Annotated in this window: 15 protein-coding genes; 6 read left to right on the top strand and 9 right to left on the bottom strand. The window is 44.7% G+C overall.

Annotated features, from left to right (window positions below; translation table 11 throughout):
• Positions 1-237 precede the first annotated feature (237 nt).
• The 4 genes from L3V35_RS03980 to L3V35_RS03965 all read right to left on the bottom strand — a co-directional run bounded on the left by L3V35_RS03980 (position 238) and on the right by L3V35_RS03965 (position 4,633).
• Positions 238-1,023, bottom strand: coding sequence for a DeoR/GlpR family transcriptional regulator (locus L3V35_RS03980; RefSeq protein ID WP_004732237.1), 786 nt, complete (start codon positions 1,021-1,023; stop codon positions 238-240).
• A gap of 292 nt (positions 1,024-1,315) precedes the next feature.
• Positions 1,316-2,839 carry a glycerol kinase GlpK gene (glpK, locus tag L3V35_RS03975; RefSeq protein ID WP_065206658.1) on the bottom strand — a complete coding sequence of 508 codons (1,524 nt, stop codon included), beginning with the start codon at positions 2,837-2,839 and terminating at the stop codon, positions 1,316-1,318.
• Between the two features lie 59 nt (positions 2,840-2,898).
• Positions 2,899-3,753 (bottom strand): MIP/aquaporin family protein, encoded by an 855-nt coding sequence (locus L3V35_RS03970; protein WP_004732234.1) that lies wholly within the window; start codon positions 3,751-3,753, stop codon positions 2,899-2,901.
• A gap of 448 nt (positions 3,754-4,201) precedes the next feature.
• Positions 4,202-4,633: a PACE efflux transporter gene (locus L3V35_RS03965; RefSeq protein ID WP_237298483.1), complete on the bottom strand. Its 432-nt coding sequence runs from the start codon at positions 4,631-4,633 to the stop codon at positions 4,202-4,204.
• A 131-nt stretch (positions 4,634-4,764) separates the two neighbouring features.
• On the opposite strand from L3V35_RS03965, the gene L3V35_RS03960 reads away from it, so the two are divergent.
• Positions 4,765-5,655, top strand: a complete 891-nt coding sequence (locus L3V35_RS03960) for a LysR family transcriptional regulator (RefSeq protein WP_237298481.1) — start codon at positions 4,765-4,767, stop codon at positions 5,653-5,655.
• A gap of 72 nt (positions 5,656-5,727) precedes the next feature.
• Here L3V35_RS03960 and arsB read toward each other — a convergent pair whose 3' ends face one another.
• On the bottom strand, positions 5,728-6,783 hold the full coding sequence (gene arsB, locus L3V35_RS03955) for an ACR3 family arsenite efflux transporter (RefSeq protein WP_237298480.1): 1,056 nt from the start codon (positions 6,781-6,783) through the stop codon (positions 5,728-5,730).
• 102 nt (positions 6,784-6,885) lie between these two features.
• A complete protein-coding gene (locus L3V35_RS03950) occupies positions 6,886-7,227 on the bottom strand; it encodes a winged helix-turn-helix domain-containing protein (protein WP_054545903.1) in 342 nt (113 codons plus the stop codon).
• 318 nt (positions 7,228-7,545) lie between these two features.
• Between L3V35_RS03950 and L3V35_RS03945 the strand changes: the two genes are divergently transcribed.
• From L3V35_RS03945 to L3V35_RS03935, 3 genes are all read left to right on the top strand, one after another.
• Positions 7,546-8,343 (top strand): Cof-type HAD-IIB family hydrolase, encoded by a 798-nt coding sequence (locus L3V35_RS03945; RefSeq protein ID WP_237298478.1) that lies wholly within the window; start codon positions 7,546-7,548, stop codon positions 8,341-8,343.
• Between the two features lie 179 nt (positions 8,344-8,522).
• On the top strand, positions 8,523-9,170 hold the full coding sequence (locus L3V35_RS03940; protein ID WP_237298476.1) for a DsbA family oxidoreductase: 648 nt from the start codon (positions 8,523-8,525) through the stop codon (positions 9,168-9,170).
• Between the two features lie 34 nt (positions 9,171-9,204).
• Positions 9,205-10,413 (top strand): crosslink repair DNA glycosylase YcaQ family protein, encoded by a 1,209-nt coding sequence (locus L3V35_RS03935; protein WP_237298474.1) that lies wholly within the window; start codon positions 9,205-9,207, stop codon positions 10,411-10,413.
• 65 nt (positions 10,414-10,478) lie between these two features.
• Here the strand turns inward: L3V35_RS03935 and L3V35_RS03930 are convergent, their stop codons facing one another.
• Complete coding sequence (locus L3V35_RS03930; RefSeq protein ID WP_237298472.1) at positions 10,479-11,417, bottom strand: LysR family transcriptional regulator; 939 nt, start codon at positions 11,415-11,417, stop codon at positions 10,479-10,481.
• 106 nt (positions 11,418-11,523) lie between these two features.
• Here L3V35_RS03930 and L3V35_RS03925 point away from each other — a divergent pair, with 106 nt between their 5' ends.
• Positions 11,524-11,847, top strand: coding sequence for an antibiotic biosynthesis monooxygenase (locus L3V35_RS03925; protein WP_237298471.1), 324 nt, complete (start codon positions 11,524-11,526; stop codon positions 11,845-11,847).
• A 3-nt stretch (positions 11,848-11,850) separates the two neighbouring features.
• Positions 11,851-12,825 (top strand): Gfo/Idh/MocA family oxidoreductase, encoded by a 975-nt coding sequence (locus tag L3V35_RS03920; RefSeq protein ID WP_237298469.1) that lies wholly within the window; start codon positions 11,851-11,853, stop codon positions 12,823-12,825.
• Positions 12,826-12,937: 112 nt separating this feature from the next.
• On the opposite strand, the gene L3V35_RS03915 is transcribed toward L3V35_RS03920, so the two are convergent.
• Entirely contained in the window at positions 12,938-13,576 is a 639-nt protein-coding gene (locus tag L3V35_RS03915) for a 2-dehydro-3-deoxy-6-phosphogalactonate aldolase (protein ID WP_237298467.1), read from the bottom strand.
• On the bottom strand, positions 13,566-14,474 hold the full coding sequence (locus L3V35_RS03910) for a 2-dehydro-3-deoxygalactonokinase (protein ID WP_237298466.1): 909 nt from the start codon (positions 14,472-14,474) through the stop codon (positions 13,566-13,568). The genes L3V35_RS03915 and L3V35_RS03910 overlap by 11 nt, the downstream gene beginning before the upstream one ends.
• Positions 14,475-14,563 lie beyond the last annotated feature (89 nt).

The following is a 14,563-nucleotide window of genomic DNA, read 5'->3' as shown; positions in this document are numbered from 1 at the left end:
TTTAGAACATAATTGAATCCTATATGAACTTTCGTTTGCGGTCATTTATTATTTTCGTTTATGCGCGTTTTATGTGATTTGGGCATAAAAAAACCTCTGCTTATGAAAGCAGAGGTTCAAATAAGTCTAATTCGAGCATAGAAGCGACAGTGGTAGTGAGCAAGTTTTACTTTTTTAACTTTTCTATAAAGAATCGTGATTCATTATAGAAAGTGGCTCACCGAGCACTTATGTGAGTTATTCGCTCACAGGACGAGCGGTATCGATCACTTCTAATGGTATTGCTGAATCTTTAAGGATGTTGAGAATCTCTTCAGGTGGCTGTTTATTGGTAAAGACCATGTGCGCTTGAGAGATATTACCGAGCTTAACCATCGCGTTACGGCCAAACTTGGTGTGGTCGACGGCTAAGAAGATGCTGCGACTGTTTTCGATGATAGCTTGTTTCACACGAACTTCGTGGTAATCAAAGTCGAGCAGTGAGCCATCAAAGTCGATGCCGCTGATGCCCAAGATACCGAAATCGAGGCGGAACTGCTTCACGAAATCGAGTGTCGCTTCGCCAACTATACCGCCATCACGGTTGCGTACTTCGCCACCCGCCAAGATAACCTTGATCTCTGGGTTCGGTAGAAGGATGCTGGCAACGTTAATGTTGTTGGTGACGACTCTTAGTTGTTTGTGATTTTTGTTGAGTGCGCGTGCCACCGATTCTGGCGTGGTACCGATATCAACGAATAGGGTTGCACCATCTGGGATGTGCTTAACCAGTTCGTCGGCGATCACGTCTTTTTCGTTGAAGTTAAGCGCTTTACGCGTGTTATACGAGGTGTTTTCCGAGCTTAAAGGAATGGTTGCACCACCATGATAGCGACGAATTTTGTTGCTATCGGCAAGTTCATTGAGGTCTCGTCTGATGGTTTGTGGGCTGACATCGAACTTTTCAACGAGCTCTTCGGTACTCACATATCCTTGTGTTTTTACCAGATCTACAATCTGCTGGTGTCTTGGTATCTGCTTCACTTAACTTACCACTCCCTGCGCGCAAAGGGCTCTAGCGCGTCAAAATCGAAAATATAAACTCACGCTATTGTGCTCGAATTGATGAAAAGAGAGAAGTAATGATGGTAAGGAATCATGTCTAAACCGCAAAAACGCTGCGCAAAACGCAGAATTTGAGCCTGAAACGCAAAAAAGAGCACAAAATAGTGCTCTTTTTAGTTTCGTTTGCTGAGGTTCGAACAATCTAGTCGATTAGATTACTCGAGTTCCTAGGTCAGCGGCTAATGATTAACGATTAGTTGAATAATCAGTATTACTCGTTGTCATCGTCATCGTGCAGCTCAGACCAAACCTGTGCACACTTGATAGCACGTTTCCAACCTTTGTAACGGCGGTTACGCTTCTCTTCGTCGTGGTGCGGCATGAATGTGCGGTCAAGAACGGCTTTGTCTTGAAGCTCATCAATGCTGTCCCAGAAACCAACCGCTAGGCCGGCAAGGTAAGCGGCGCCCAGAGCGGTTACTTCCGTTACTTCAGGGCGGTGAACTTCAGTATCCAGCACATCTGATTGGAATTGCATTAGGAAGTTATTCGCTACTGCGCCGCCATCAACACGTAGTTTCGCTAGCTTGATGCCAGAGTCAGCTTGCATTGCGTCAAGTACGTCACGCGTTTGGTAAGCAATACCTTCCAACGTTGCACGGATGATGTGGTTAGAGTTAACACCACGAGTTAGGCCGACAATCGTACCGCGAGCGTAAGCATCCCAGTATGGAGCGCCTAAACCAGTAAACGCAGGGACTACGTAAACGCCGTTTGAAGAATCTACTTTGGTTGCGAAGTACTCAGAGTCTTCTGCGCCAGCCAGTAGCTTCATTTCATCACGTAGCCATTGGATTGATGCGCCGCCCATGAATACTGCACCTTCAAGTGCGTATGCAGGCTCACCTTTAGGACCACATGCTAGCGTTGTTAGTAGGCCGTTCTTTGATGTTACTTTCTCTTGGCCTGTGTTCATTAGAAGGAAACAACCTGTGCCGTAAGTGTTCTTAGCTTGGCCTGCTTCTACACACATTTGACCGTAAAGTGCAGCTTGTTGGTCACCGGCAATACCCGCGATTGGGATACGCGTACCGCCTTTACCACCAAGGTTCGTTTGACCGTAAACCTCTGAAGAGCGCTTCACTTCAGGCATCATGACTGCTGGAATGCCCATTTCATCAAGTAGCTTCTGATCCCAGCATAGATCATTGATGTTGAACAACATAGTACGTGACGCGTTGGTGTAATCCGTAACGTGAACACGTCCTTGAGTCATTTTCCAAACCAACCAAGTATCAACCGTACCGAACAGTAGTTTGCCAGCTTCAGCGTCTTCGCGAGCACCTTCAACGTTGTCTAGAATCCATTTTACTTTGGTACCTGAGAAATACGGGTCAAGGACTAAGCCTGTATTGTCACGTACGTAGTCTTCTAGGCCACGAGCTTTTAGGTCTTCACAGATGTCTGCTGTACGGCGACACTGCCATACGATTGCGTTATAAACAGGCTTGCCTGTCTCTTTGTTCCAAACAATGGTGGTTTCACGTTGGTTAGTGATACCGATACCCGCTAGCTCATCGCTGCGGATGCCTGCTTTAGCAAGAGCTTCAACCAATGTAGAGCTTTGAGTCGCCCAGATTTCCATTGGATCGTGCTCAACCCAACCGGCTTTTGGATAAATCTGAGTAAATTCTCGTTGAGAAGAACTAACGATGTTTGCATCGTGATCGAGGATTACAGCGCGAGAACTTGTGGTGCCTTGGTCTAGGGCAACAATGTATTTTTGCTCGGTCATGGTAAGAATCCTTTTTCTTTTGTTATTTATATTTTAGTAAATGTAGGGTCGCTTAGGAATTAAGCTTGAGCTTGTTCAGCTTCTTCTTCTGTTTCACATTGGTTTGGAATTGTGCAGCCTTGGCCTTCTACTGGTAGGTAAGCACCGATAACACGTGGGTACAACCAACCACCAAAACACGCACCAGCAATTGGAGCAAGAATTGGAACGATGAAGTAAGGAATATCACGAGCACCGCTTAGTGCGAAATCCCAACCTGCAAAGTAAGCAAAAAGTTTTGGCCCGAAGTCACGAGCAGGGTTCATTGCAAAGCCAGTCAGTGGACCTAAAGAACCACCGATAACCGCGATAAGAATACCGATCAGTAGAGGGTTCATTGCACCGCGAGATGCGCCGTTGTTCTCATCACCTAACGCTAAAATGGCAAACATCAACACTGCAGTAATCACGAATTCCACAGCAAAAGCGCCGAAGAAAGAAAGTGAAGCATGTGGGTAAGTCGAGAAGATACCAGCAGTTGATAGTGCGTCTTGGCTGCTACGAACAAAGTTATGTGCGATTTCGTAGTCAGTAAATAGGTTGCTGTATAGGCTGTAAACCAATGCTGCAGAGCAGAAAGCGCCAAGCAGTTGCGAAATGATGTAAGGCACCACTTTCGCTTTATCAAAGCCATGGAACATGGCCAGTGCAATCGTTACGGCTGGGTTGATGTGTGCGCCTGAAACGCCGGCAGTACAGTAAATTGCAATCGCAACACCGAAGCCCCAGATGATGCTGATTTCCCATTGTCCGAATGTCGCACCAGTTAATACTAGAGCGGCCACACAGCCAACGCCAAAGAATATGAGTAATCCTGTACCGATAAATTCAGCCAAGCATTGCCCAAATAAAGAAGGGTGTTTGTTTGTTGTCATGTTCGAGTCCTTTTTAGTTTTGCTTATCTAGCACGTGTATTGTGCATATATTTGCGAACTCGAAAATAAACGAACATCAAAAGTGAGCGTTTGAGCATAAAATTGTTAATTAAAGTCACTTGAAATGTTAATCCGAACACTTTTGCTCGAAAAAGATGCTCGCATGAACGTCATTACTCGAATTGATAGGTTGCGAAGTCGCTCAAACTACCTATATGTAAATGAATGCGCAACTGGTACGAGGAGTTTATGTTTGGATTTGTGATGCTACTTCGTGAGTGGTGGATTATTAGACTTGCTTGAGAGGGGCTATGTGATGTTCTTGCTATGTTAGAAGGGAGTTAATAAATGAGCTTATATGCATAAATGAATAAACTGCCAACTATGTTGTAGTTTGGCAGTTTTAATTTGGGTGTATGTTCTTGTTATATGATACGAACTTACCGCTCTAAACCAGAGCTGCCACTTTTCCTTTCGCTACCAATTGATCTCGGATTGAGTCATACGCCCAGTTGAACGCTATCGCGTAAAGTACGAAGAAAATAACTAGGCCGATGTCCATGATCAGTACGGTTAGGAAGTCGAGTTGTAGAACCCACATCAAGACAGGTAGAGTCACTGTCATTAAGCCAAGCTCAAAACCTAATCCGTGCAGGACACGTGTTTTCGTGGTTCTTTTGCTTCGGTCTGTTCCGTAAACTTTGTCGTATCCATAGTTGTAAACGTAGTTCCACGCCATCGCTATCAATGATATTGCGAGCGCTAAGCCTGCCATTTCACCTGCGCCATTTCCTGTAACATAGGTTGCAAGCCCTGCCATCAAAACCAAAGCAACCAATTCAAATAGCACCATGTGCAACATGCGTTCTTTATGTGACATTTTTCTAACTCTCTTTACGATTAAATAGCCGCCGATGGGCTAGTGACTTGGCTAGATAATATCTACTTAAGTGATAATATAAAGATAGTTAGTATCACATATAGTGATAATAAGTTTTTGGGAGAAGCCAAATGTACAACATTGAACAACTGAAAATGTTTGTGTATGCCGTTGAATTAGGGTCATTTTCTGCCAGTGCTCGTCATTTGGGTAAGGTGCAGTCGGCGGTGAGCCAAGGCATCAGTAATCTTGAAATAGATTTTAATGTTGAGCTTTTTGATCGTTCGACTCGAAAGCCTTCACTAACCAAAGCGGGCGAGCAGCTGTTTAAACAGGTCAAAGCAATCGTGCTTCAGGTTGAAGATCTGAATGTGACGGTTAACGCGATGGGCAGCGGTGAAGAGGGGCTCATCAAAATTGCATTAGATGATTCATTACTGGTTCCGAATCTATCTAAGATCCTTAGTCAGTTCAGTTATCAATTCCCGGCGACTGAAGTTGAACTGGTTGCGTGTACCACAACAGAGGTCAATCCGTTAATTATCGAAGAGAGAGCCGACATTGGATTGATGTTTACCAACTTGGCTTTTGATGTCGGTTCTGAGCCATGCTTTATCGGTCACTTACCGTTTATTGCTGTGTGTCATCCAAGGCATGCGCTCGCAAAAAAAGGTGTGGCGAAACTCACTGATTTACTCCCGCATCGTCAGTTAATGTTGAGGGGAGACAAAGGTAAGGTGATGGATCAGTTTCCGCTGATTGCCGGAAAGGTATGGTGGTCAAACAGCTTTATTGTGATCAAAGAGATGGTACTCGGCAGTGATATTGGCTGGGCATACTTACCTAAGCACCTCGTCGAAGAGGAGTTGAATAAGCAGCGTTTAATGGAGATTAATGTCTCATTCGATCACAAAACATGGTCGCCGCCCGTTGATCTTGTTCTGTCTAAAACACGCTCAAAAGGTCCTGCATTACTTTGGCTTGAACAAGCATTGAAAGGCTTATTAGACGAAACTGAATAAAGAAAAGGCTCACCGCTTAGCGTGTGAGCCTTTCTGTTTAAAGTGATACTGCTTGCTTGCTAGATGTAGACGCTAGACGCTAGGTTTAACCGTCTGACCGTTGTAGTACTTGTCTTTCATCTTAAGCGCCACGTTCACTAGGTAAATCAACACAGGTACTTCAATCAGTGGACCGATAACACCGGCAAACGCTTGGTCTGAGTTGATACCGAATACTGAGATTGCCACTGCGATTGCTAGCTCGAAGTTGTTACCTGTCGCTGTGAATGCAATTGATGCGTTTTTGTCGTATTCAACACCCATCTTCTTACCAATGAAGAAGCTGATGAAGAACATCGCTGTGAAGTAGATAGTCAGTGGAACCGCAATCAGCAATACGTCCATTGGCAGTTCTACAATCATCTCGCCTTTTAGGCTGAACATCAGAATGATAGTGGCCAGTAGTGCAATCAATGTGATTGGAGAGATGCGTGGGATAAACACATCGTTGTACCACTGCTCGCCTTTCATCGAAACAAGGATCTTACGGCTTAAGAAGCCCGCTAGGAATGGGATACCAAGGTAGATAAGTACACTGTGTGCAATGTCGATCATCGAGATATCAACCAACATGCCTTCGTAACCGAATACCGGTGGTAGAACGCTGATGAATAACCACGCCATAAAGCTGTAGCTCACTACCTGGAATGCACTGTTTAGAGCAACCAACGCTGCGCCGTACTCTTTGTTACCGCCGCCGATGTCATTCCAAACCAGAACCATCGCCACACAACGAGCAAGACCAATCAGAATGACACCCACCATGTAACCAGGGTGGTCACCCAAGAACGTCAGTGCCAGCACGAACATTAGAATTGGACCTACTAACCAGTTCATGATTAAAGATAGCTTGATGGCTTTCTTATCTTTGACCACGGTGCCTAACAGGTTGTAGTTAACCTTAGCCAGAGGTGGGTACATCATTAAGATAAGACCAATCGCAAGTGGAATGTTGGTAGTACCAACCGACATCGATTCATTCCACTGTTCGATCTGTGGGAATAGGGTGCCAAGCAAAACGCCAAGGCCCATAGCGATGAAGATCCACAGCGTTAAGTAGCGATCGAGAAAACCTAATTTTGGTTTCATTATATTATCTCTTTGGTTGTTATCGTCAATCGTCGAAAAACGATATTTAAAGGCAAAAAATACGCTTAGTTTATTGTGTTCGACAAACTAAGCGTGGTTAATCTATTTTAAAATGGTGTCGATAAGCGATTCAAATTGCTGAATATTATCTCGGTTAATGCGATAGCACATCTTCGGTGGTATCGATTCGGCAGTGATGAAGCCTGAGGTTTTCAAGATTCTTAGGTGCTCTGATACTGTTGATTGAGCCAAACCTAATTCACTCACCAAGTCACTGTTCAAACAGCCGCCCGATTTTTCTAACGTTGAAAGGATACTCAATATACGAACTCTTGCCGGGTGAGCGAGCGCTTTGGCCAGAGCTGCCATTTGCGTTTCAGCTTCGGTATCACCATGTCCGATTGGTAGAGCACAGCTACCAGTTGTAGGGCAAGTTTCGTTCATATTGATGTTTCGCTTTCCATAATCGTTAAAAGACGATTAATGGTAAGCCTATTTCTTTTATTGGTCAACGCGAAATTTAAAAGTCGGCTTAAGTTGGCATATTAAATCAGTGGTTTTAGTTGAGTTTGATACTCGATTTCTATCTGTTTTAGCTCCTTATTGCGCAAAAATAAGATCTTAGATTTAAACAACGAAATCGGCCGAAAAGCATTGCATTCATTGGCTACTCTAGAGATATAATCGAACGCATAACCGTTACAAAAGATAACGAAAAATCATAATTTGCTATTTAATATTTACTTATAGGTAAGCCCTGAAATGCCACAACAGAACATCAAATTTATCGCTGCTGATATGGACGGCACCCTGCTTAATGAACATGGGAAGTTAGATCCAGAATTCTTCAATCTTTATGAGCGACTAGAAGCTCAAAACATTATTTTTGCTGCGGCATCGGGTCGTCAGTATTACAGCTTGATGGAAACCTTTGCCCCGCTAAAAGATCGCATGATGTTCGTTGCTGAAAACGGCACATTAGTGATGCACAAAGGCCAAGAGCTTTACAGTTGCTTACTTGATACTGATGCCATCAAAGAGATCATTAAAGAAGCTCGCGCGATTGAAGGCGCGCATGTGGTGCTTTGTGGTAAGAAATCGGCATACATTGAAACCAAAGATGAGCGTGCCCTAGCGGAGATCTCTAAGTACTACCATCGCCGTGAGCAAGTAGAAGATTTACTGGCGATAGAAGATGATTTTATTAAGGTCGCTATCTGCCACTTCGACGGTTCGCAAGAGAAAGTGAACCCAAGCATTAATGCCAAGTTTGGTGAGAACTACCAAGTGGTTGTGAGTGCAAAAATCTGGCTAGATGTGATGAACGCTGAGGCATCAAAAGGCGCGGCAATCAAACATCTACAAAACACACTCGGCTTCACTTACGAGGAGACCATGAGTTTTGGTGACTACCTCAATGACTTGGAAATGCTTAAAGAGAGCTACCACTCTTACGCGATGGAAAATGCCCATCCTAAGTTAAAAGAGATCGCACGTTTTAGCGCGCCAAGTAACATCGATGCAGGTGTGTTCCAAGTGCTAGAGAAGCTGCTAGCGTAACGCGGTTAAGCTCAGTCCGATATTTATGAAAGCCAACTCGGTAATAGGAGTTGGCTTTTTTGTTGGTTACTGGGGTATCGAGTTTAATTTGAACGAGTGTTCAGCTTGTTGTAGTCTAATTAGAAAGTGGGTATTCACTTTGAATTGGATACGCCTTAGCAACGATATTTGGAATGATTATGAGCAACAAACTTCAACTTGATATTATTTCTGACGTAATGTGCCCATGGTGCGTGGTCGGTTACAAAAACTTAGAACAAGCTATTACTGAGCTTGGCTTAGCAGAGCAAATTGAACTTGAATGGCAGCCGTTTGAGCTCAACCCTGATATGCCACAAGAAGGTGAAAACCTGCGTGACCATATCATGAGAAAATACGGCTCTAGTGCGGAAGAGAGCCAAAGTTCGCGTGAGCAACTGGCTGCTCGTGGCCAAGCGGTAGGGTTCGATTTCAATTTCTACGACAACATGACAATGGTCAATTCACGTCATCTACATGTACTTCTCGATTTTGCACTAGCGCACGGTAAACAGACTGAGTTAAAGCTACGCTTCTTTACGGCTCACTTCACAGAGCAAAAAGATCTGTCTGATCTTGAGGTTATCGCACAAGAACTTGAAGCGGTTGGGTTCGATTCCACGAAAGCGCTGAAGCGCCTAAAGAACACCGATAACTTGAAGCAAATTGAAGCGCAAGAGTTTGAATGGCAACGCATGGGGATCTCTGCGGTTCCTACTGTGGTATTCAACCGTAAGAGTGCAGTCACAGGCGCGCAGACGGTCGAAACGTACAAGCAAATTCTTCAAGAACTTATTGCTGAATCATAAGCCGATTATTGGTATTCATTAGAGTCTGAATTACATGGAATCATTGTCACTCGCTCAAGCGCAAAAACTGGTATTGCTTTCGCAAAAGCTGCCGCCTAAGAAGTTGCCACCTAAAAAACAACGTAATGGGGGCGCTTTGGCGAACACGCTGTCTGCGATTGAAAACCTTGGCTATGTGCAAATTGATACCATCTCTGTGATTCAGCGAGCTCACCATCATACGCTGTGGAATCGCAATCAAGACTACCAACTCAATCATCTTGATAAGCTGCTAGAGCGTCGAGAAGTGTTTGAGTATTGGTCGCACGCCGCCGCGTATTTACCCATGCGTGACTACCGTTTCAGCTTGCATCGAAAGAACGGGTTTGCGAGCGGTAAGCTTAAGCATTGGTATAAAAAGGATGATGCACTGATGGCGCATGTTCTCAAACGTATTGAGAACGAAGGGCCATTAATGGCGAAAGACTTTGAAGGGGATAGACCAAACCCCGGAGGATGGGGCGGTAAACCTGCCAAACAGGCACTAGAGACTTTGTTTATGCAAGGTGACTTAATGGTGCCGAGTCGAGTGAACTTCCATAAGGTGTATGACCTAACCGAACGAGTTTTGCCGAGTGGCATTGATACCTCTGAACCAACGGAACAAGAGTACATCGAGCACCTGATCATACGTTATCTCGAAGCCAATGGAGTAGGGATTGCGACGGAAATGAGCTATCTCCTCAAGAACACGAAACCATTGATACAGAAAACACTCCAACAGATGCTTGAAGACAAGCGATTGATAAAGGTCGATGTTCATGGTTGTGATTATTATGCCTTACCCGCTGTTTTTGAGCTGCTGAATCAGCCCCTTTCTAGAACCAAGCTTAAGATACTCTCGCCATTTGATAACCTGCTGATTCAACGTAAGCGAATGCAATCATTGTTCAACTTTGATTACCTTCTTGAGTGCTATGTTCCTGAAGCCAAGCGCCAGTTTGGTTACTTTAGTTTGCCAATTTTGTGGCAAGGAGAGCTGGTGGCACGAATGGATTGCAAGGTCGACAGGAAGAGTGGCTTACTCAATATTCGTAACTTGGTTGTGGAAGATCGAATCAAAAACCATGAATCATTAGTTCATGCCTTATGCGGTGAGCTAAAACACTTCATGGTGTTTAACCAATGTGATGAAATGATCGTTCACAACACCACGCCTTCTGAGCTTGGTAAGCGCTTGATGAGTCATTGGCAAACGGTTTAGCGGTTTTGTTGTTTAGAAAACGCTTCGTTACGTAGAAGCCTCTTTGCTAATTCGTCAGCGCTTAGTTACTCAGAAAGAGTGGCTAGCAAAAACTCGACAAAGGTTCTGTTCTTCAATGACAGTTGCTTGGTCTTGTACAGTAAGTGAATCGGTTTTGGTAACGGTGCCATGCCGGGTAAGATCTCCAATAGCATTCCACGCTCAATTTCTTCTGCGACTAAGATAGTTGGTTGCAACAAAACGCCCACGCCTTGTAGGGCGGCATATCGCAATACATCCCCATTATTTGACATCAAACGCGCACACCCTTTATTCGGTGCGGTTTGAGTTGCTTGGTGATTCTGAGGTTCTCCGGGTTGAGGTTCACTATTTTGGATATGGCGGATGTGAGTATCACGTCCAATCACATCACGACGACTGCTATAGCTGAACCCTAGCGACGGGTGTTGTGCAAGGTCTTCCAACATGCTGATCTCAGCATGTTGGTTAAGGTATTCAGGAGCTGCGCAATAACACATCTCATAATCCCCTAAGTATCTTGCGACCAAGCTAGAGTCAGACAGGTCGCCAATTCGCACAATCAAATCAATGTCGGAAGAATAAGGATCGACAAGGTCGTTGTTCAGCACGAGTTCGACGTTGATTGTTGGGTGATTCGCGAGAAACTTCGCCACTATCGGGGCAAGTACCTTGTTTCCATAGGTGACAGGGCAGTTTATTTTTACCGTGCCTTGGGGCTGATTTTCTAAGGCTTGAATCAGGTTTTCAGCATTGTTGATGTCTTCGATAATTCGCTTACATTCCCGATAGTAAAGCTGACCAGAATCGGTTAATGATTGCTTACGTGTGGTGCGATGAATCAATTGAGAGTTGAGGCTTGTTTCAAGATAGTGAACATGTTTACTGATCATGGTCGCCGACAGGTTGAAGTGGTTTGCGGCGCTGCGAAAGCTGCCTTGCTCGACCACGTAAACGAAGACCTTCATGCTGGTTAACTTATCCATTAAACACTCTCGGTTGATAAATAATAAACAAAAGGTGAGTTTATCAATTATTAGGGGTTAATTATATTAATGGCAAACCGATAATTAACTAAAATAAGAGCGTGAAATGCCTCAAATGAACGAAACCATCTTTGTCACTGCCGAACTTAAGATTAAAGCGAACATTGAACGTGATACTGCAGTTGAAGCCATCGAACAGTTTTGCTTAGACATGCAGAGCGAATCGGGCTGCCTACAAGCAATAGCAACCTATGACCAAAACCAAAGCGATCGCGTGATCTTGCTGGAGCAATACTCAAACCGTGAAGCAATTAACCAGCATTTTGTTATGCCTCATACCCAAGCGTTTATTGAGCGTGATATAACTGAATTAGTGCAAGCATTTGAAACGCAACATGGACCTATCAAAACACAAGAGCAGGAGAGCTAAGCCATGAAGTGGGGAATATTAGGAACAAGCTTTATTTCAGGCGTAATGGCTGATGCGATCAAAGGCGATGCACAAAGTGAACTGTATGCCGTCGCTGGGCGCACAGAGAAAACACTCAATGAGTTTGCCGCGCAATATCAGCCAACATTGACCTTCAACAGCTATGAAGCTCTGATTGAAGATGATTCAGTCGACATCATCTACATTGCTCTACCAAACCACGTTCACCACGAATACGTAATTAAAGCCGCTCAAAAAGGCAAAGCGATTTTGTGTGAAAAGTCGTTATCGGTTGATATGGATAAAACCGAGCAAGCTCTGCAAGCGGTGAAAGTATCTGGTGTGTTCTTCGCTGAAGGTCTGATGTATCTAAACCATCCGCTTATCGCCAAGCTTCATCAAGAGTTGGCTACTGGTGAGATTGGTGAAGTGCGCTCTATTCAAGGTTCATACGTTGCGGCGATTGATCAGTTCGTTAACCCTGCGAGCAAGGGTGCACTGTACAACTTGGGCTGTTATCCAATGTCGCTGATTCACTCTGTCGCACAACAACAGTTTGGTGAAAGTGTATTCGATGATGTGCAGATCTCAGCAATCGGTCGACGAGGCCAAGGTGGCAATATCTGTGAATCGTCGGCGATGATGCGCTTCAATAACCGTTTTACCGCGCAAATCCATACCGCAGAAGACCACGGTTTAAAGCATGGCTTCACGATTCTAGGCAGCAAAGGCTGCATCACTCTCGACACCAATCCGTGGTTACCGACTGAAGAGAATACATTCACGGTTGAGATCTATGAAACATCGACACGCGAAGTGAAAGTCGAAGCGCAAGGCGATGGTTTCCACTATCAAGTGCGTAATATTCGCCAAGCAGTTGAGCGAGGTGATACACAACTTGCTGCACCGATGGCTACTCATCAAGACTCTCGCGTAATCATGAAGTTACTGACTGATTGGGAACAAGCGGCGAGCTAGTGTCTTAGTAAAAGAAATACGACTCATATTGTTCTGTATGATTTGATAACAAAATCACGTAGACAAATATGAGCCGTATTGTTGGTTCTGCTTACTATTTGGGCGAGTTTACTTAAGCTGCAGACGCTTTAAAGGCGGTATTGAATGCCTTTGCATTGGCGCGAATCTCGTCGTCAGACAAGCCAGGCTTGTACAGTGACGCCCCTAAACCAAAGCCTTTTGCACCTATGTCTAAGTACGGTTTCATGCTCTCGACGGTAGGGTTGATTCCTCCTACAGGTAAGCAGATTGCTTCGGGAGGCAGCACGGAATTCAACGCTTTAAAGCCATCAAGGCCAAGTACTGAAACTGGGAATAGTTTTAACCCTGTTGCGCCGGCAGCAAGTGCAGCGAACGCCTCTGTTGGCGTAACAACACCAGGGAAGCTGACGCAACCTGCAGCCGCTGACATTTTCACGACCTGTTCGTTGAAGTTCGGCGTTACGACTAAGTTTGCACCCGTATCAATCACAGCTTGTGCTTTTTCTGGTGTGGTAACGGTACCCGCGCCAATTAAGTATTGATCACCGAAATGTTCGACTAGCATTTTAATGCTGGTCAATGCATCTGGTGAGTTCAATGGCACTTCAATCATTGAGAAGCCTTCCTCAATCAAAATCTGCGTCACACGAATACAATCTGCCGGTTCTACACCACGGATAATGGCAACGAGTGGTAAGTGATCATTTAGGTTAAAGTCTTTATTTGTCATTGTTCATTGCCTCTTTAATTTTTAACATTCCAGCGATGAAAGTGTCATCGCCATTCACGTATTCGGTTGTTTTCTTTAGCTGACGACAGGCTTGGTCATAGCGTTTTGATAGGGCTTTCCCGCCCACCAAGTAGATGCTCTCTTGATGCAGTTCTCGTACTTCGTTGCCGATTAACAGCCCTGATAAGTAATCAAACACCTCACTCTCTTCTAGATTGCCGAATAGACGATGCGTTCTGGCTTTGAAAAGTTGATTAGTGATTGACGGGTTCGAGCTTTCCTTTACCCCTTTCACAAAAGCAGTGGTCGAACTCATTTGTTCAGGTAAGCCACGCCCTAGGATTGTGTGTGTCGACAGTGCAGAGAATAGTTCGCCAGTCATGTAGGTTGAAAATGAGACTAACTTACCCGATTCAATATTTGCGTGTTTGCTGTGAGTGCCCGGAAAGGCTGCTTCAAGCGTCGGTTTGCCTGCTAACTCAAGAAGTCCAAACAACTGAACCTCTTCCCCACGCATGACGTCGTAGTGGCCATGCTCATCACAATGGCTGACACCCGGAATGATGGTGGCCGTTGCCCCCCAAGGGAGGTCGAATTGATGGGTGTTTTGAGCCAAGGATTCCACATTAGTTGGTGTGGAAACATAAGGGACGTTGACCCAGCCCTGTGCAGAACCAACCATACCTGCCATATAAATTGGGAAGTGTTGGTACTCGCCGAGCCACTCACTCAGTAATGATTCAAGTTCGGTTGCAAATGCACCATCTTCAACCTGAAGTAGCCCCATTTTGCGTTCTGCTTTATCAACGACCTGTCCTTGTTCATCCATGGCAAAGGCACGAAAGTTTGTCGTTCCCCAATCCAGAATTAGCCAACTGATTTTGTTTTTTTGATTCATAATTACAGCTCACAGACGCGCCCTAAGGCGCGCAGTTTTAGGTTTAGTTGATGTACTTTTTATCGGTTTACTTTGTCGAACCGTGAATG

The organism is Vibrio sp. L5-1, from assembly GCF_021728315.1.
GTDB lineage: Bacteria > Pseudomonadota > Gammaproteobacteria > Enterobacterales > Vibrionaceae > Vibrio > Vibrio splendidus_K.
This window is presented reverse-complemented; position numbering and strand designations above follow the sequence as displayed.